Raw genomic sequence first — 18987 nt, 5'->3', positions numbered from 1 at the left:
AAAAATAGAATGAATGAACATAAACGCATTGAATTGCTGCTGCTTTTTGTGAAGCTAGCTGAAGAACTTAACTACACAAAAGCCGCAAAAGCACTTGGGATCTCCAAAGGTCAGCTCTCAGATAAAATCAAACGATTTGAGCAAGTCCTTAATGCACCATTGTTGGTAAGAACAACGCGAAGTGTGAAACTTACCCAATATGGCCAACAAGTATTTGAACAAGGAAAATCGATCAGAGGTCAATTGTTCGAACTTGAGCGCAGCGTCAATACAGAAAAAGTCGAAGGTATAATTCGGCTTACTGCGCCACGTATGTTTGCGCAAATCTATCTGCCAAAGCTCTGTGCAGAGTTTAAGAAACGCTACCCTAAGGTGGAGTTTTCTATTAATGCTAGCTATACAACACACAATTTAAATGACAAAGACTACGACGTCGCATTTAGGGCAACGGTGTCTCCTCCGCTTGATATGGTTGCCATCAAGCTATTTGACTATAGACATATTATTGTCGCATCACCCAGTTACTTAAATAGCCATGCTCATATCAACCAACCCCGTGACCTCACAGCGCACGCCTGCATCGTTGCCAATGGACAATCTAAATGGCATTTTGAACATACACACGTGATGGTGAATGGTTGGATGTCTAGTAATGACAATATGCTCATCAAACAATATGCTATTGAAGGTGCAGGACTTATCCGTATCGCAGACTACTTTGTACAAACACAATTGGACAATGGACAACTGGTTGAGGTGCTAAAGGCATACCAATCTCCACAAAATGGGATGTATCTTTTTTACCCTCAATCAAGCCAAAAAGCGCATAAAATCAAAACATTCATTGGCTTTATCAAAAGCTATTTTACCCTGAAGACAGAGTAATTTTTGAAGGAACATGCTGGTAAGGCCTGCCACTAACCCCATCTAATATAACCCTTATATATAACCTCTGGCGAGCCTGAAACATGATAAACGAACGTGGAGAGTCATTTTCCTCACAACTTAAGTTTTGCACTGCACGCTGCACCTTCGAGTGTATCCGCGCGACGCGCGTTTCATAATTTATGAATCTTTTAATCGTAAATTTCACTTGGATAATTTTTTTAACACGTTACCATAACAATCAAAAACAAGGATCTCACGTGTTATCAAGCATTATGTCTAAAAGTCAGGCACTTGGGCCTGGTATATTGATGGCCACGGCATCAGTAGGAGGCTCTCATCTTGTTGCAGCAACTCAAGCAGGTGCGCTTTTTGGTTGGCAGCTACTTTGGTTAATTATTGCTGTCAACGTACTCAAATACCCATTTTTTCGCTTTGGCGTAGAATATACCCTGCGCACTAACCAGAGCTTGGTGCAAGGCTACAAAGATAAAAACCCTTCTCTTTTTTATCTCTTTTTCATCGTCAATCTACTCGCAGCCGTTGTCAACACAGCCGGTGTACTACTGATTACCGCAGCGCTTTTGCAATATATATTGCCCGGTGATTTATCACTAACAACGCTGAGTTTTGGACTGCTGTTTGTATGTTTAGGCATTCTCATCTTTGGTCATTATAAGCTGCTGGATAACTCAAGTAAGGTGATCATGGTCTTCTTGTGCATTGCCACAGCCGCAGCCTTCATTGTTGCATTAATGAATGGCCCAGCGCACCCTACGCCGCAAGAGGCCCCCTCGCCCTATGAATTGGCATTATTGGGCTTTATGGTTGCATTGATGGGGTGGATGCCCGCCCCAATTGAAGTCTCTGCAATCAACTCTCTGTGGCTAAAGAGTAAATTAAAAACAGCTAAACTCACCAGACAGCAAAGCTTGTTTGATTTTAACCTCGGTTACGCCATGATGCTGATACTCGCATTAGTGTTTTTCGCACTCGGTGTGCTGCTTCAATATGGTCAAGAGCAAAAGATTGAATTGGCAGGCGTAGCATTCTCAAAGCAACTTATTGACATGTATGCGATGACAATAGGTGAATGGTCTCGTTGGCTAATTGCTGTTGTGGCATTTTTATGTATGTTCGGCACAACCATCACGGTGTTAGATGGCTACGCTAGAACATTAGATGAGTCTCTCAAAATCATTAAGCCACATGATTACAAGCACAGTTTATCCTTATTAATAGGACTTCAATCTGCTCTAGGTATGATTGTTGTTTTATTCTTTAAAGGCAACTTAAAAGAGATGTTAATGTTTGCGATGACCATGGCCTTTTTAACCACGCCATTTTTTGCCTGGCTCAACTTATCTTTGATCAAAGGAGAGATATACGAGTCATTGCCTAAACCCGTCAAAGTGTTATCCACGTTGGGACTAATATACCTCGTCTCGTTTTCGCTATTGTTTGTGGTATGGCGCTGGGTTATATAACGTAAACCGTATAAATAAAAGTCACTCATGATCATGTGTCATGAGTGACAATATATTACGCAGCTAATGCCTTGACTTGCTCCCAAATACTAACAACGTGCTCTTTATCTTCATCTGTTAGCTCGCCATTGCGGTAGGCTTTTACAAGGCTTTCTTCTATCTTCGTATTTAACTCTTCTGGTTGTAAATTGAGCTCCTCAACTTGAGCGTAGCCCACAGCCAAATCAAAATGACCTCGCAAATAGCCACCAGCAAAGAGTTCATCATCATCTGCACGATCAACTAATTCATCAAAAAACTGCTGTGCAGCCTCTACATAGGTTTCAAATGACATTTCGTCTCCTCACTTATTCTTGATGCCCAACGGCATACATCACATGATCATTGTATCCTGTGACGACTTTAATATAACCACTCAATTCATCATCAAGTGTTTGATCGCCCGTATCTGCTATCAATGGACGACCATCTAATGCTTGTAGCTTGCGCTTTGTTGCAACTACAATAATGTTTTCTTTACCAATTTGCCGGATTAATTCAGGACTCAACTGCTGATTGCCTCGTCCAAAAATATGGCCTTGGCCACCTATCAAGGTGATCACTAATTTAGTCGGTTGGTTTTTGGTGAGCGTAAGCAGTTGTTTCGCAGTTAAATCTTGCCCTAACAGAGCATGATCTTGGATCAAGTCAACCCCTAATAAGGTGTTCTCCAAGCCAAGCTCTTCCATCACAGCTTCAACCGTCGAGCCAGATCCCATGATATAACGAACTTCTTCATCCATTTCAGAGATAACGAATGCGGCAATATCAGCCAGAACCAATTCATCGCTTTCTTTACCGCCATTTTTAACACTCTGTACATAACGAACTTCACTGGGAACTTGCATTTCGCCATAGCGTTTTGCTTTTACTGTCCCCGCTCTGAATGCAGCTTCATCGATGTCCATAACGTCTGCTTCAGCTAAGGTAACTAGCTCACCTTTGATCAACATTTCAACCACTCGGCCTGCAGCTTTTGGCGTAATGGCATACACACCACTGTGGATCTTGCAACCAGCAGGCACACCCAAAACAGGCGCTTTGTCATCTACCACTGAGCATATGTTTCGTGCCGTACCGTCACCACCAGCAAACAAGATCAAATCAACACCCTGTTCAATTAACTTTTTTGCGGCATCCTCTGTATCTTGTGCGGTTGTTTGCTCATTGACAGTAAAAATAACCTGTGTATCAAAACCAAGCTCTTTTGCTATACGCTCACCCATCTCACCAGATGCCGTATACACTTGCATACGCTCCTGAAAAGGCACTAACTGTTCTAGCGCAAGCTTTGTTCGATTATTAGACTTGGGTTCTGCGCCCAGTGCCAATGCTTTTTGTGCTGTGTCTGCACCATCGCTGCCTTTCAAGGCCACTGAACCACCTAACCCTGCAACAGGGTTTACAATTAAACCAAGTTTAAATGACATCTTCTAACTCCTGTGGGCAATCCCAAGAAAACTGTTCTTTTTGTAATGGCCAAGGCGTTTTGTAAAACGCCGACAAAGCTTTTAGTAACTGCTCAGTACGACAATTAAAGCCACTATCTAATAGCACTAAAACTTGCTGATAAACCCGCTTTTGAAAACTAAAACGACAAGTTTGTTCGCCATTTAAATTATCTACCGATACATTAAAATCAAAACCAGCTGCCACACTCAAAGCCCATTCAATGGCTTGAGGCTTGACTTCAACATTTTCAAATTCAGCTTGTTGTGATTTATCACGGCCATCAGGGCAGTACCAGTAGCCATAATCTTCTAATAAGCGACGCGCATCACCCGCAACTAACCAATGCGCTATTTCATGCAGGGCACTGGCATAAAACCCATGAGCAAAAACCACCTGATGATGTGAACACGTATTGTTAGCAGGCAGATAAATAGGCTCAACATCCCCTTTCACTAAACGGGTATTGTGAGAGTCTGCAAATTGTGTATCGAATATATTTTTTAGGTCAGATATTTGGTGCATAAACGCCAATAAAGCGCGGTCATTCAATGGGCGCTGATTGTACGGACTTTTGATATGAAAGTAAAAAGCTACAAATTTAAAATGTTTCTTTAGATGGCTAGAGAACTATATGAACGCCCTCCTTGGCGCACATTAATCAACTTTAGTGTTATAGCGCAAATGTTCTAGACACTGATACAACCACTCTTTCATCAGCGGTATCAAAGTCTAAACTGGTGTTTTCAGCCGATATTTCAATATTAAATTTATCTGAACTTGTTTGGTAAGCAAGTCGATAATGATAGTATGACTTTTCATCACCTTGCCACAACCATTTATCACCATCCAAAGAGTTAGATACATCAATACTGGCTCTGAGTGTATGATTTGGCGCGACTTCAACCGTATGTGCCACCATTGCTATCACATGGCCAGCACCTTCGCCAAAATAATCCCAGCTATACCAAAAGTTAAACTCGGTCTGACCTAATGCATTACTGTAACCAAATTTAGCATAAGCTTCTGGGTAATTTCCGTCGCTTGACTCGCTCGCACCATGGTAAGAGTAATAAGCGATGCCGTAATCAGCACTCCATTGCTCGTCAAGCTCAACATATTTGCCAAGATAGAAATCCCACTCAATGTCAGTATCACCAAAATCAACATTAGATGCCCAAGAACCTGCATAAACACCACCTTCAAAAGCTTTGTCTAAGCTTGCTTGTATCGCAGGGTCGTTCTGCGTTTGACTAACACCATTAAAAGTGTAATCAGACACTGCGGTCAGCGTCGTACTCCAGTCAGCCATTGCAAAGTTTGAACATATCAGCAAAGAGAAGGCTGACACTTTATTTGACGCTTTCATAATTAACTCACTGTTTTTATTTTGTTAAAATCGATTTCATTATCTTTCGGTGAACCCTCTATCTCTGAAACCTCACGTCGTTTTTTCAGTACGATAAACCCAAAGCACACAAAGAAAATCGCAATCACTACCGCCCCAACCCACTGGATCTGTAAAAAATTCAACTGGAACAAGAGTGTAAGTAACGAAAGCGCTGTAATATTAATTAACACATAATTGCGCTTACCTATGCGCTTAACCGTTAAGTTTAAATTGTCTGTATATAACCTGATTAGTGAATCTAACGAATTGATCACAAATACTACACCCACAAATACCATGGCAAAGTTAATTAAACCATCGGTTGCAATACCAGCTTCATGATAGTGATATAGGACGGCAAACCATGCAGCGATTGGAATAGATGGGAAAACAAGCATTGCAGCAAGTACCTGATAAGTAGTTAAGCCACCGACAAACCGTGCTGTAAATTGGCCTATCATGATGCTCCATGCAAACCACCAAAATAAATAAAATTCATGATAATCGTTCAGTGGTAATACAAACTGGTGCATATTAGCGAAGTAATTACCCATCATTGCTAAGTTATTAAAATAGGCTCCGAAAGGACTGTCACCAAAGATAAAGGCGTCTACCCAAAGTAAAACAATCAGACCAATAAACACCCAGGTAGTCGAAATACTTAATAGCTTTACATATTTGATGTTTGTACTTGAATAAACAGCCAAAGAAATGGCAGCAAAGACAATAAGATAAAACTCAGTAACAACTGACTCACCATCCCCGACACTGGGTAAATACCAGGGTAGATTTGACAGCAAGAGATAAGCTGTGAACGCACAAGTACCTATAATTACGATATTATTAACTAGCTTCACCAACGGAATTTCAAAAAATTGAACTTTAGGTTCAATTACGCAGAAATAAAAACAGGTAAGGAAATAAAACCCCCAGATCAAAAAGCCCCAATAGCCAAACTCAATGGCCAATGGGTTGGTAAATCCATATTCTGGGCTTGTGTTTATGTCTGCGTAACCAGCAAACTCAGTTAACGGGAACATGACTAAACCGACATCAAGCCCCGAAGTAAATAATATTGCAATAAAAGTAAAAGTTTTAACAGGTGTGGTGCCAACAACTTGGACACTTCCCCATTTGTATAGGATGAATGTAATGGAAAGTAGGGTAAAAAGAACACCTGCATTAAGCCAAATGGTCATTGTCGCCCTCCCAAAATAAATAAAAGTAACTCATGTTTTTCCCTATATAAGGTTGTTATTATGTCGTTTGCATAAGTTGCATGATTTACGTCAATTGATATAAATCATGCAATCGTCTAAGCAAATGAATACCTTACCTTCGAGGTAAAGGTACAGACGAAACCACTAAAATTAACGCTGTTGCTCTTGCCAGTTTTGGGGTGTATAAACACTGGTTTGACTGGTTGGTAATGGAGTGTTGCCTAAGATTAAATCTGCGGCTTTTTCTGCAACCATAATGGTAGGCGCATTCAAGTTGCCGTTAGGAATAGTAGGATATATGGAAGAGTCGACCACTCTAAGGCCTTTGAGACCATGCACTTTCGTTTGAGAATCTACAACGGTCATTTCATCTTCACCCATTTTACATGAGCAAGATGGATGATAAGCACTTTCTACCGCTTGACGAACAAACTCATCGATTTCTTCATCACTTTGAATGTGTTCACCTGGCTGGATTTCTCCATCTCTAAATGCATCAAAAGCTGGTTGCGAAATGATTTCTCGCGTCAAACGTACACAGGCTCTAAACCCTTCAATATCATCTTGATGTTGTAGGTAGTTAAATTGGATCTTAGGTGCCATTTTGGGGTCGGAAGATTGGATCAATACTGAGCCACGACTTTTTGGCTTATTATGACCAACATGTACTTGAAAACCATGACCATCGAATGCGGATTTGCCGTCATATCGGATAGCTGCTGGTAAAAAGTGATACTGAATATCAGGCCATTCAATACCCGCCTTAGAGCGAATAAATGCACAAGACTCAAAATGATTAGTTGCACCCAACCCGGATTTATTCAGTAACCACTGCGCGCCGATTAACCCTTTAGAAAATACCCCTAACTTACCGTTGAGTGTAATGGGTTGCTTGCATTTGTACTGAAAATAAAACTCTAAGTGGTCTTGTAGATTTAAGCCGACCCCCGGCAGGTGATGCTTTACTTCTACCCCAGCCCTTTCTAACGTATCGGTATCGCCAATTCCTGACAGTTGCAGAATGTGTGGAGAGCCAATAGGACCTGCGCTTAAAATAACTTCTTTATTAGCTCGCGCGGAGACACTCTCACCCTTATACGTATATTCAACACCTGTTGCCTCCTTCCCTTCTAACAAGACCTTACTCACTAGCGCACCTGTGATAACAGTTAAGTTTTTGCGGTTTTTCACAGGGTCTAAATAAGCGCGGCTGGTAGAGCTACGGTAACCATCTTTTACCGTCATATGCATTGGCCCAAAACCCTCTTGCTGCTCGGCGTTGTAATCATCGGTAACCGGGTAACCCGCTTGCTCTCCCGCTTTCACAAAAGCGCCATACAAAGGGTTAGCCATATCATTCCCGTTATTGACGCCTAGCTCGCCATTTCCACCTCGATATGCATTTTCTCCGTGAAGCCAAGTTTCAGCTTTTTTAAAATAGGGTAAACAAGTTTGATAGTTCCAACCTTGTGCGCCACTGGCTTCCCATTCATCAAAATCTTTAGCATGGCCCCGCACATAAACCATGCCATTGATAGAAGATGAACCGCCAAGCACTTTTCCTCTTGGGCAATGCATTTTTCTGTTATCTAAGAAAGGTTCAGCTTCGGTATGAAATTGCCACGCATATTTATCGGTATTCATAGGAATTGATAGCGCCGTCGGCATCTGGATAAAAATACTTTTATCTGAACCACCAGTTTCCAATAGCAAAACTTTATGTTTAGGGTTTTTAGATAAACGATTTGCTAACACGCAACCTGCAGAACCGGCCCCAACAATAATATAATCAAATGTTGACATGAGGCCCCCTAAAATGGACTTTCAATTTTGCTCATCCCCACATACACAGACTTAGTCTGAGTATAACTATTAAGCGTTTCAACACCGTTTTCTCTGCCGATCCCTGATTGCTGATAACCACCTACTGGCATTTCTGCCGGCGAGTTACCGTAACTATTAATCCAGCAGATGCCTGCTTTTAGTTGGTGGATCACACGGTGGGCACGCTGTATATTCAGACTAAATACGCCCGCGCCGAGTCCAAGTTCAGTGTCATTGGCTCTGGCTATAACTTCATCTTCATCTTCAAAAACCAGTACACTCATCACAGGGCCAAAGATCTCTTCTTTCACTATGGTCATGTCATCAGTACAATCAACAAATATAGTCGGAGCAACAAAATACCCATTTGGAGCCGATTCAGGCGTTAAGGCATGACCACCTGTTAGCAGTTTTGCCCCTTCACTTTTTCCTTGTTCAATGTAATCAAGCACCAATTTTTGGTGCTGCTTAGAGATAAGCGCTCCAAGGTTAACATTTGGGTCAAGCGGGTCGCCAGCAATGATGTTTTGCTCTGTTCGTGTTTTAAGCTCAGTTAAAAATGCATCATAAATATCTTTATGCACATAAACACGTGTACAGTTTGTGCAAATTTCACCTTGTGTATAGAAATTACCAAGCATCGCAGCACTCACAGCCTCTGTGATATCGGCGTCATCAAAAACAATCAAAGGTGATTTACCACCAAGTTCCATGGTCACATCTTTCAAATTAGATGCCGCACTTTGCATCACTTTTTTACCTGTACCTACTTCACCAGTGAAAGACACTTTTTCAATATCTGGATGCATAGTCAGCCATTGACCAACATTGGCAGCACCTTGAACAACATTGAATACACCTGCAGGCATGCCTGCTTCAATAAAGATTTCTGCAAGCTTAATGGCACCAAGCGGTGTTTCTTCTGAAGGTTTAAAAATAAGTGCGTTACCCGCAGCCAGTGCAGGTCCAGATTTCCAGCAGGCAATTTGCAAAGGGTAATTCCATGCGCCAATACCCGCGCAGATCCCTAGTGGCTCTTTACGCGTATAAAAAAAGTCTTCACCAACTGGCTGCTGCGCGCCCATTTGGGTTGGCGCAAGGCCTGCGAAATATTCAATGACGTCTGCTCCTGTTTGAATATCTACACAATCCGCTTCCTGGATAGGTTTTCCAGTATCTAAAACTTCAATTTTAGCAAGTTCATCATTACGCTCACGCAGTAAGTACACAGCTTTATTTAATATACGGCTGCGTTCGACAGGCGTCATAGCAGACCACTGTGCAAACCCTTGCTGAGCACTTCCGATCGCTTGTCTTTGAATATACTCATCAGCCACTTCAACGTGATACTGCACTTCATCAGTCGCTGGATTAATAACTGGAAACGTCTCTTTCGACTTGTTAGCGACGAAAGCACCGTGAATAAAATTTTGGTAAACCACTGTGGTCATTTTAGACTCCACGAGATGAAATTAGAGATAAGATGTATTGCTTTGCCAACTTTTCGGCTTCTATGAACGTAGCCTCATCAGCTTTACTTAACACGGCGCGAAGCCACAAACCATCAATCATTGCTGCACTCAACATCGCAGCGTTGTGCGCAGCTTCTTTGTCTAGAAGATCTGAAAATGAAAATGCTAAGTTGCTGTAAAGTCTTTTTGAGTTAATTTTTTGCAGTCGGTGTAATTGCTCATCATGCATGGACTGCGCCCAAAAGCTCAACCAAGTTTTTGTTGCATTTGTCTGTTGTTGCACGACCGAAAAATTGGCCTCAACGATAAACATCAGTCGTGCCTTCGGCTCGCAATTCATGTGTGCTTTTGATAACAAACTGGTTTTTAAATTTGTCAGTAAATAACGAACAGTGGCCTCAATTAGACCTTGCTTTCCACCAAAGTAATGGCTAATTATCCCTGAGGATAACCCTGCTCGTTTACTAATACTGTTAATTGTTGTCGCGTGTAAACCAAGCTCCGCAACTGACTCTAACGTCGCTTCTATTAACTGTTGACGACGTATCGGTTCCATTCCAACTTTAGGCATAACTTTTTTAATTGAACGTTCAATTAATATAAATTATATAGAGCTCTAACTATTATAACAATGCGTAATTCCGCATCACCCAAGTTAACAGAGTTAAAATTCAAAACTACCCAAATTAAAAATAAACTTTAAACCACTGTTTTAAAACAACTAAATAAATTCAAGAAAATGTAAAATAATTTTCCAACTATTTTCAACTTAGCTTTTTTTAACTCAAAAATACCTCTTGAAACTATGTTCTCAAACAAAAGAACATGGATCACCGTTTGCAATTTGAACAAGATGAAATTAATCAGATGAGCTATAACCCAAAAAAGTAGTGGCTGATATGAAAAACTCGGTGAAGGAAGTCGGCAGCATTTGCGTCCTTTTGATTAGAGCCAAAAAGCGTGCCAAAGAAAATCAGCCTAAGCTATTTGGCTCTTCGATCAACTATGCAGGTTTATAATTCAAACTACGTCCAAACTCCTTTAACTTCTCGACCAGTAGATAATTCACCGGCACCAGAATAAGTGTGATCAAAGTTGCAAAGACAATGCCAAACCCCAAAGAAACGGCCATAGGTATCAAAAATTGTGCTTGTGTTTGCTGTTCAAACAAAAGCGGCATCAAACCAAAAAACGTCGTGATACTGGTCAGCATGACTGGTCTAAATCGTGCAGCTCCAGCCGTTAACACCGCATTCATGAGTTCACCGCCTTTAGCTCGTTGCTTATTAATGTAGTCAACGAGCACCAGCGAGTCATTCACGACCACGCCTATCAGCGCCAACATGCCCAATAAACTCATAATAGTGAGCTCCATTGACATTATCCAATGACCGATCACTGAGCCTATTAGTCCAAATGGGATCACACTCATTACAATTAAGGGCTGTATATAAGATTTAAACGGAATAGCTAGCAGCGCATAAATAATAAAGAACACAAACAAGAGTGCCCAACCCAGTGACCCAAACGATTCCCGTTGCTCTTTGGCTTCCCCTTCTAATGAGTGCGTCACCCCAGGGTACTGTGCAACGAGCTGATCTAAAAATACCTTCAACTCTTCTTGCAACACGGTCATATTGGTATTTTCTTTTTCGATGTCAGCGGTAATATTTACCGTCCGGTATCGATCTATCCGATATATGCTGGACGGGCTCTGACCCGGAGAGAGTGTCGCAACATGGTTTAAAGGGACTGCGCCTTGGTTTTGTGTATTAATGAGCAACGTATTTAATGTGGCTAAGTTGCTACGCTCATTTAACGGTAAACGAACCATAACGCGAACATCATCTCGTCCTCTTTGGATCCGCTGCACTTGTGCGCCAAAAAATGCGCTTCTGATCTGATTTGACACTTCTGTTCTAGTCAGTCCAAGTGCTTTACCTTGCGCAGTTAATTCAATTTGCAGCTCTTCTTTACCATCACTTAGACTATCCGTAATATCAAATACGGTAGGTAACGTCGCCAAATTAGCCTTAACCTGTTGTGCAGCTTCTTTGAGCACAACTAAAGAAGTACCTGTTAGTTGCACATCAATGGGGTCACTAGAGCGGCCAATTTCAGCCCGAAAAGTTAAACTTTCAGCTCCTGGAATAGTGCCAATTAAAGTACGCCACTCTCGCACCAGTTGCCTTGAGTCAATACTGAGAGAACGAGACTCAGGCGGTGTTATTTCAAAACGCACACGCCCTGAATTAGATGCGCCACCTCGCCCTCCGGTTGTTGCCAAAATATGCGTGATCACACTTTCCCCAGTATGTGGGTCTACGTATTTATCTTTGAGGACCTGTGCCTTGTTAGACATCAAATCGATATACTTTGCAGTCACCTCAAAAGGTGTACCGGTCGGCAATGTTAGATTTGCACGTACTGTTTCACTGGGGATACGTGGGAAGAAAATAAACTTAGTCCAACCGCTAGTAATTAGGGTCAAAATAACTAAAAACACACCTGCAAAAGCACTCAGTGTTGCGCCCTTGTGAGAGATCGCAACTTTCAATGCTGGTTGATAATACTTTAATATCGCCCGCTCAAACCCATCTGCAAAGCGCTGTTGAAAGCGACTAAAGCGTCCTGCTTCTTGTGTGTTTTTACGCGGCTTCAAATGCTTTAGGTGTGCTGGTAAAACAAATTTAGATTCCACCAGTGACATCAACAGTACTGGGATCACAACCGCTGGAATTTGCGCGAAAATTGCACCTCGAACCCCATCAATAAAGGCCAGTGGTAAAAACGCAGCCACAGTCGTTAAAATACCGAATGTCACAGGCGTTGCTACTTCTTGCGTGCCCCTAATGGCTGCTTCTTCTCCCGACTCTGCGCTATTAAGATGTGTATAAATATTCTCACCAGTGACAATCGCATCATCCACTACAATCCCCAGCACGAGAATAAAGCCAAACAAACTCATTATATTGAGACTGATCCCGAATAGCGGCATCGCTAAAAATGCCCCCATAAACGAAACAGGGATCCCTATAAAAACCCAAAATGCGATGGCTGGGCGCAAAAACAATGTCAACAAGGCTAACACTAAAATCCCGCCTTGAAGTGCGTTAGAAGTTAACGTAGAGATGCGGTTTTTTACAATTACCGAGTCATCATCCCAATAGCTTAATTCATAGCCTTTAGGGAGCGAGTCTTGACGCGCCTCGATATATTCCTTTACCTTGTCAGCGACCTCAATTGCACTTTGCTGGCCTATGCGATAAACCTCAATAAATGCGGCTTGCTGACCATTAAAGCGTGTTCGAACAGGTGTCTCTTCAAACCCGTCAATGATAGTCGCTATATCGGATAAATAGACAACTGAGCCGTCGGCACTGGTTTTTATTGGAATACTTGCGAATTCATTTTTGCGATATGCTTGCCCTTTTGAACGTAATAAAATGTCTCCGCCTGATGACTTTAAATTACCTGCTGAAATATCTGCACTGGATTGGCCTATCAAGTTAGCCACTTGCTTTATCGTCAAGTCATATTGTCTCAGCTTATCTTGACTAAGCTCGACCGCAATTTCGTAATCTCGTACTCCATCTAGCTCAACTTGTGTCACACCGTCAATACGCAATAAATCATCTCGAACTTGCTCAGCAAATTCACGTGTCTCTTTCTCAGAATAACGCCCTGCAACCGTCACAGTGATCACATCACGTTTTCGCTCAGCCAAGGAGATCACTGGCTTTTCTGCGTCTGCTGGAAACGTGTTTATCGCATCTACTCGGCTTTTGATGTCTGCAAGCATTTCTCTGGGATCATACCCAGTATCAACTTCAACCCTGACATTTGCAGCTCCCTCTGAAGAGCGACTGGAGATCTGCTTTACTCCCTCAAGGTCTTGCACTGCTTCTTCTATACGTATTGAGATCCCTTGCTCAACATCTTCTGGCGTTGCACCGCGCAGAGACATATTGATGCTTATGACGTCTAATTCAAAAGAGGGAAAAACTTCCAAAGGAATTTTTGTCGTCATTGAAAACAAGCCGCCGAACAAGATTGACAGCATCAATAGGTTCGCAGCAACAGGGTTCCGTGTAAACCAAGCAATCATATGCCCGCCTCCCGCGCTTTTTGTTCACGCTCAGCCAACAGTTGCTCGATACTCACCCCGCGTTTTTCCGCAAGTTTTTTCAACCTATTTTTTTGTTTGTCAGATAACTTCTCCCATTTCGGCGATTCTGAGAGCACGTCTTGGGCACCATCCGCTTTAGTCCGATTCAGTGCAACGGGTGTGCCTGAACTGACCTGCCCAAGCGGTGTCGTTACCAATCGCATGCCTGCGACAAGCCCTGAATCGACAATAGTAAACTGATCATTCTGCCAAGATATAGTGATGTCCTTACGCATCAATAAATCTTGCTCTTCAAGGATATAAACGTAGGTCCCCTGGTAAATAGCGCTACTGGGAATAGCAATCGCCCCCTCTAGTGTTCGACCCTTTATTTGAGCATTCACATACTGACCAATCTTAATAGCAAAGTCACCCGCCTGTTCCACAGAAAACGGGTCGTCCACTTGTGCTACTACATATAACTGTTGAGAAAGCTCACTAATGGCCCCCTCTGTACGCACAACAGTTCCACGCCATTGCTGCGCTTTGACAAGATCTGAATAAAGAAACACTTCAGGGTTAGGGGTATCGGCTTTACCATCTCTAAAATGTTCTGGTAAGCGCATAAACGCTAGATCACGATTGTTAATCGGCAATCTTATTTCGACATAATCTGTCGCATAAATTTCAGCAAGCTGACTGTTATTACTAACCACTTGCCCAAGGTCGACCTTTTTACTGAGTATCCTACCGTCAAAGGGGGCGACTAAACGCGTTCGCTCCAAAGCTAATTCAGCCTTTGCAAGTTTTGCCTGAGCAGATAATACATTGGCTTTTTGCGCCTCTAATTGGGGTTTTCTAAGCACTAAGTCACTGGCTTCTCCTCCATCGCCTAGCCGTAACCAATCAATTTGCGCTTGCTTACCCCTAGCTTCTTCTTCTAACAAACTCTGTTGCGCATTGAGTAAAGCGGCTTTGGCAACTTGCACTTCTGCTTTGTAATCTCTCTCATCGATTTGAAGTAACAATGCGCCTTTTTCAAAAAAGCCACCATCTCTAAAGCTGTCACTTACATAGCTAATTTCACCAGAGACTTGAGCCACGAGAACACTTTGCGTACGTGGTTTTACAATGCCATAGCTGTCGATCATCATGGTGAAAGGTTTTTCTTTAACCACCTCAAAGTCGACAACCATTTTAGCTTGGGGTTTTCCATTTCCCCTTTTCGATTGGGGTGGGTTAGATGAAATCAATACAACCAGTAAGACAGACACTGTGAGTATCGCGATAGGTAATATAAATCGTTTAGCCAATGTCATTGCTCACTTCCTCAGGCTGGGTCTGTTGGAAATCTCCACCTAAGGCTAGATGAAGCTCTACTCGATTCTTGATTAATTCGTTTTTTATCGATATCAAACTGCTTTGCGCATCAAAAGCGCGCTTTTGCGCATCTAGGACCGTGGTGTAACTCACTAACCCTTTTTGATACTGCTCAAATGATAGTTGCTCTGCTAACTGAGCATTCTTTTGGGCAACTAAGGTTTCTTGATAACGTTGTTTGAGCGACGTTTCCTCACTAATTTTATTCTCTACTTGGGCGAAAGCGTCTTGAAGAGTGTTGAGATACTCTAATTCTTTTGCTTTTAATTCCGTTTTCGCTAATGCTTCTTTGGCAGCCAGGTTACCTGCATTAAAAAGTGGCGCAGAAATGCTCGAAAGTAGTGACCAACCCATATTGGATAACGAAAAAGCATCTTCAAGTTTGTTGCCCCCTGAGCCGTAATTGGCACTCAAATTAATACTTGGGAAGCGTTGCTTGTGCGCATAAGCAAGTGCCGCATCTCGCGCCAATAAATCGTACCAGCTAGATATCAGTGCTGGCTTTCGGCTAATTAATTCAGACGGTATCCCTACTGGGACTGTTGACTCTAGCAGCGGCAAGGCAGCACTCACGGCGAGTGCACCTTTTGGATAAGTCCCGATTAGTCGTTCTAAGGAGCGAATGCGACTGCCTACCGTAGATGCTTGTTGTGCTAATTTAGCTTGCTCATTATTCAGCTCTGTGCGCGCAAGGTATACGTCTAACGCGCTATTTAGCCCTTGTTTATATCCTGACTCAATGATATCAAGATTTTGTTTTACCACCTGCAAACGCCGATCCAGTAGCAGTTGCTGCGTCTTTCCTTCTATTACTGCAAACCAATTTATGATGACGCCTGCCACCAAATCATGCCTTTGCTGCCTGTAATTTTCTATGCTCGACATAACCTCAAGATTTGCCTGGCGTTCTGAATCGCTTAACTTCCCCCATAGATCAAGCTCATAACCTACTTTAAGAGATAAATCGTGAGCAGAAGAATATTGTTCTGTAGCAGACTTTCGCCTACTACTATCCATTGCTAGGGTTAACGTTGGCCAAAGCGCACTGCCACTTATAATCAGTCTTTGTCTAGCAGATTCAACCTCAATAGACTGCTTACGCAGTAATAAATTATTATCTAGCGCTCTGGTAACCAATGCATGCACCTGAGGATTTGAAATTTGATTCAACCAGTCATTCTGAACGCTTCCCTCGGTATGTTGGTACTGCCAAGTAGGAGGGGTTTTGATATTCGCAACATAGTGCTCGTCAATGTAGTGCGTTGATACGCAGCCACTCATTAAACTCGTCATAGTTGCAACCAACACCATTTTTAGCCGCATTATTTTATTCCTATAGGCTTAGCTCTACATTACTATTTTAGTGTACTGGTAAGTAATGCAATGACCCAATGAACTTTACATAGCCTTACATTCATCAAGGTAGAAGTATTCATACCCAACGGAGGCAATTTACGATCAAAATACCTAATCTTATTAGGAGTTTTTTATCAATAATCGAATTAGCTACTTACCTAGTTCAATTCTGCAAGCACCTCTAATACATGCTTTTCATTCACAAAATTCACGTTTAAAAAAACAAAAAAACATTTTTTTCACTTTATTTGTTATTTTTATGGAAACAGCGCGTTTAATAAAACAAACAAGAAAACCAAAAATGGAAACACACAATGAACAACAGGTTAAATATTGTTACTGCTGGTTTATTACTGGCTCTAGGTCAAGCGAACGCGCAAACATTTGATAATAGTGCTCAAGAATATGACCCTTCTAAACATGTATGGGAATATACCTACAAACTAGCTGGTGGGGATCCGCTTGTTGTACATCAATGGCACCTACAAAATAATGGTCAACATGCAGGCGCAATTACACCAGGCGTAGCAGGCATTGACTTAAACTTAGACTTTACACATCGTCGTGGCATTTTAGGGCAAGGCATTAACATCGCAATTATTGATGACGGTTTGGCTACCTATCACCCAGATCTTGCTCCAAATATTGTACAAGGCAGCACATTAAACCCAGACCCTTATATTTATCAATATAACAAAAGAGGCCGTTTAACAGTCGATAGTCACGGTACTAAAGTCGCAGGTATTGCAGCCGCTGCCGCATACAATGGTCAAGGCGGACGTGGTGTTGCGCCTGCAGCGACTTTAACGGGTGCAAACCTCATTGGTAAAGACAAGAACTACACAGGTCGCGATGTAGCAATTCGTGCGGTCATGGATATGGACGGTGAAGTTCAACCAATGAACAAACATACAGATGCCCGAGTCATCAACCAAAGTATTGGTTACTCTTTCTCTGACGCAAGCATTTACGGCAATTATCGCGCTTTCTTCGATAATATTGATGCAGTAACTAAAAAAGCAGTAACAGAGAGCCATGGTGGTCGTGGTTCAATGGCGGTTAAAGCGGCTGGTAATAGTCACTTTATGGGTGGACGTTGGTTAGATAGAGATAAAGGTCTGCTTACTTTATTTTACCCAAATGGATATGCACTACCAGCATATGATGCGTCAATTGCAGATCCAACAAATGCGAACTTCTGGAACTTAACCGTTTCTGCTCTGAATGCAAAAGGTAACCTTGCTGCATATTCAACAGGCGGCTCCGCTGTACTTCTTACAGCACCTGCAGGTGAATGGGGCCGCTATAGCCCAGCAACAGTCACTACAGATTTACCTAAGTGGTGTACCGATGCGAGCGAAGCACAATGCGAAAACCCAATGTACGCTTTTAACATGAATGGTACTTCAGCCGCCGCCCCTGCTCTATCAGGCGCCGTGGCACTTATCATGTCTGCCAATCACCAACTTTCATGGCGTGATGTTAGACACCTGATGATCACAACGGCAACCAAAGTAGATGCAGACTCAAAACCACGTATGATTGGTGATTACGAAGCAATCCCTGCTTGGCAAACGAACGGGGCTGGACATGCATTCCATTATGACTATGGCTTTGGTTTGGTTAATGTGGATGCTGCGGTAGAGAAAGCGCTGCAAACAGGCCCAGTTATGGGGGATTTGCAGATAAAATCATATGATGTGCCAGTTGCTACTGATGCCTTCATTTATGACGGAGATTTCTCAGGCACAGACTCTGTTCACAGTCAAAAAGAAGACCTTACAGTTGAAGCAGTACAAGTCCACTTGAGCCTAGAACATGAACGTCTTGGCGATTTATCTGTCGAGCTCATCTCACCAAGTAACACGCGCAGTGTGATTTTAACTGCAGGTACTGATATCGAAGGTGACAAGTTTAACAACAATGTCATTTTATCTAATCATTTCTATGGCGAGTCAGCTAAAGGTGATTGGAAATTACGTATCATTGATACCAATGCGAAAGACTCTTGGGCAGAGCGAGTGTATGACTTAGGCACTGGTAAATTTGTTGAAGATTCAATCACAGTTATTCCTCAACGCAGTGATAAGATACAACCAAATAATGCTAAACCAGGCCAGTTAACGGGTTGGAGCATTACGTTCTACGGTCACTAATCAATCCAAAGAGAGCTATACACATAGCTCTCTTCTTCCACCGTTATTTATAGTTCATAAACACAACTCATTTAAGTTTAGTCTCCTACTCAACCCAAAGCTTGGTATAAATTAGCAAATAAAAAACATTATTTATTAACTTTTAAATCTATAAATTCAAATAATACCATGCACCTTATGATATTATTTATATTAATTAATAACACATTCTTTCTACATAA

The 18987-nt window shown here is 42.1% G+C and carries 14 protein-coding genes; 3 read left to right on the top strand and 11 right to left on the bottom strand.

All coding sequences use genetic code 11. The annotated features are described in order from the left end of the window. Window positions 1-9 precede the first annotated feature (9 nt). The gene (locus N473_RS07635) at window positions 10-885 is read left to right on the top strand and encodes a LysR family transcriptional regulator (RefSeq protein ID WP_063367399.1); all 876 of its coding nucleotides are present in this window, start codon (window positions 10-12) and stop codon (window positions 883-885) included. Window positions 886-1160: 275 nt separating this feature from the next. Then, complete coding sequence (locus N473_RS07630) at window positions 1161-2372, top strand: NRAMP family divalent metal transporter (protein WP_063367502.1); 1212 nt, start codon at window positions 1161-1163, stop codon at window positions 2370-2372. Window positions 2373-2427: 55 nt separating this feature from the next. On the opposite strand, the gene N473_RS07625 is transcribed toward N473_RS07630, so the two are convergent. The 11 genes from N473_RS07625 to N473_RS07575 form a co-directional block, all read right to left on the bottom strand. Beyond that, on the bottom strand, window positions 2428-2706 hold the full coding sequence (locus tag N473_RS07625) for a YfcL family protein (RefSeq protein WP_063367398.1): 279 nt from the start codon (window positions 2704-2706) through the stop codon (window positions 2428-2430). Between the two features lie 13 nt (window positions 2707-2719). After that, window positions 2720-3841: an ATP-NAD kinase family protein gene (locus tag N473_RS07620; protein WP_063367397.1), complete on the bottom strand. Its 1122-nt coding sequence runs from the start codon at window positions 3839-3841 to the stop codon at window positions 2720-2722. Then, complete coding sequence (locus N473_RS07615; protein WP_063367396.1) at window positions 3831-4385, bottom strand: elongation factor P hydroxylase; 555 nt, start codon at window positions 4383-4385, stop codon at window positions 3831-3833. Before N473_RS07615 ends, N473_RS07620 begins: the two co-directional genes overlap by 11 nt. A 148-nt stretch (window positions 4386-4533) precedes the next feature. Continuing rightward, window positions 4534-5229 carry a TorF family putative porin gene (locus N473_RS07610; RefSeq protein WP_063367395.1) on the bottom strand — a complete coding sequence of 232 codons (696 nt, stop codon included), beginning with the start codon at window positions 5227-5229 and terminating at the stop codon, window positions 4534-4536. Between the two features lie 2 nt (window positions 5230-5231). Beyond that, the gene (locus N473_RS07605; protein WP_063367394.1) at window positions 5232-6449 is read right to left on the bottom strand and encodes a BCCT family transporter; all 1218 of its coding nucleotides are present in this window, start codon (window positions 6447-6449) and stop codon (window positions 5232-5234) included. A 171-nt stretch (window positions 6450-6620) separates the two neighbouring features. Continuing rightward, on the bottom strand, window positions 6621-8273 hold the full coding sequence (gene betA / locus N473_RS07600) for a choline dehydrogenase (RefSeq protein ID WP_063367393.1): 1653 nt from the start codon (window positions 8271-8273) through the stop codon (window positions 6621-6623). Window positions 8274-8281: 8 nt separating this feature from the next. After that, on the bottom strand, window positions 8282-9745 hold the full coding sequence (gene betB, locus N473_RS07595; RefSeq protein WP_063367392.1) for a betaine-aldehyde dehydrogenase: 1464 nt from the start codon (window positions 9743-9745) through the stop codon (window positions 8282-8284). A gap of 1 nt (window position 9746) precedes the next feature. Then, window positions 9747-10337, bottom strand: a complete 591-nt coding sequence (betI, locus tag N473_RS07590) for a transcriptional regulator BetI (protein WP_063367391.1) — start codon at window positions 10335-10337, stop codon at window positions 9747-9749. Window positions 10338-10769: 432 nt separating this feature from the next. Next, a complete protein-coding gene (locus tag N473_RS07585) occupies window positions 10770-13874 on the bottom strand; it encodes an efflux RND transporter permease subunit (RefSeq protein ID WP_063367390.1) in 3105 nt (1034 codons plus the stop codon). Further along, a complete protein-coding gene (locus N473_RS07580) occupies window positions 13871-15193 on the bottom strand; it encodes an efflux RND transporter periplasmic adaptor subunit (protein ID WP_063367389.1) in 1323 nt (440 codons plus the stop codon). The genes N473_RS07585 and N473_RS07580 overlap by 4 nt, the downstream gene beginning before the upstream one ends. Then, the gene (locus N473_RS07575; protein ID WP_063367388.1) at window positions 15180-16577 is read right to left on the bottom strand and encodes a TolC family protein; all 1398 of its coding nucleotides are present in this window, start codon (window positions 16575-16577) and stop codon (window positions 15180-15182) included. The genes N473_RS07580 and N473_RS07575 overlap by 14 nt, the downstream gene beginning before the upstream one ends. A 347-nt stretch (window positions 16578-16924) precedes the next feature. Here N473_RS07575 and N473_RS07570 point away from each other — a divergent pair, with 347 nt between their 5' ends. Further along, entirely contained in the window at window positions 16925-18766 is a 1842-nt protein-coding gene (locus N473_RS07570; protein WP_063367387.1) for a S8 family peptidase, read from the top strand. Window positions 18767-18987 lie beyond the last annotated feature (221 nt).

It is taken from the genome of Pseudoalteromonas luteoviolacea CPMOR-1, assembly GCF_001625685.1.
GTDB classification, from domain to species: domain Bacteria; phylum Pseudomonadota; class Gammaproteobacteria; order Enterobacterales; family Alteromonadaceae; genus Pseudoalteromonas; species Pseudoalteromonas luteoviolacea_K.
Note: the sequence above shows the minus strand (reverse complement) of the source record. Positions and strands in the feature narration are given on the sequence as shown.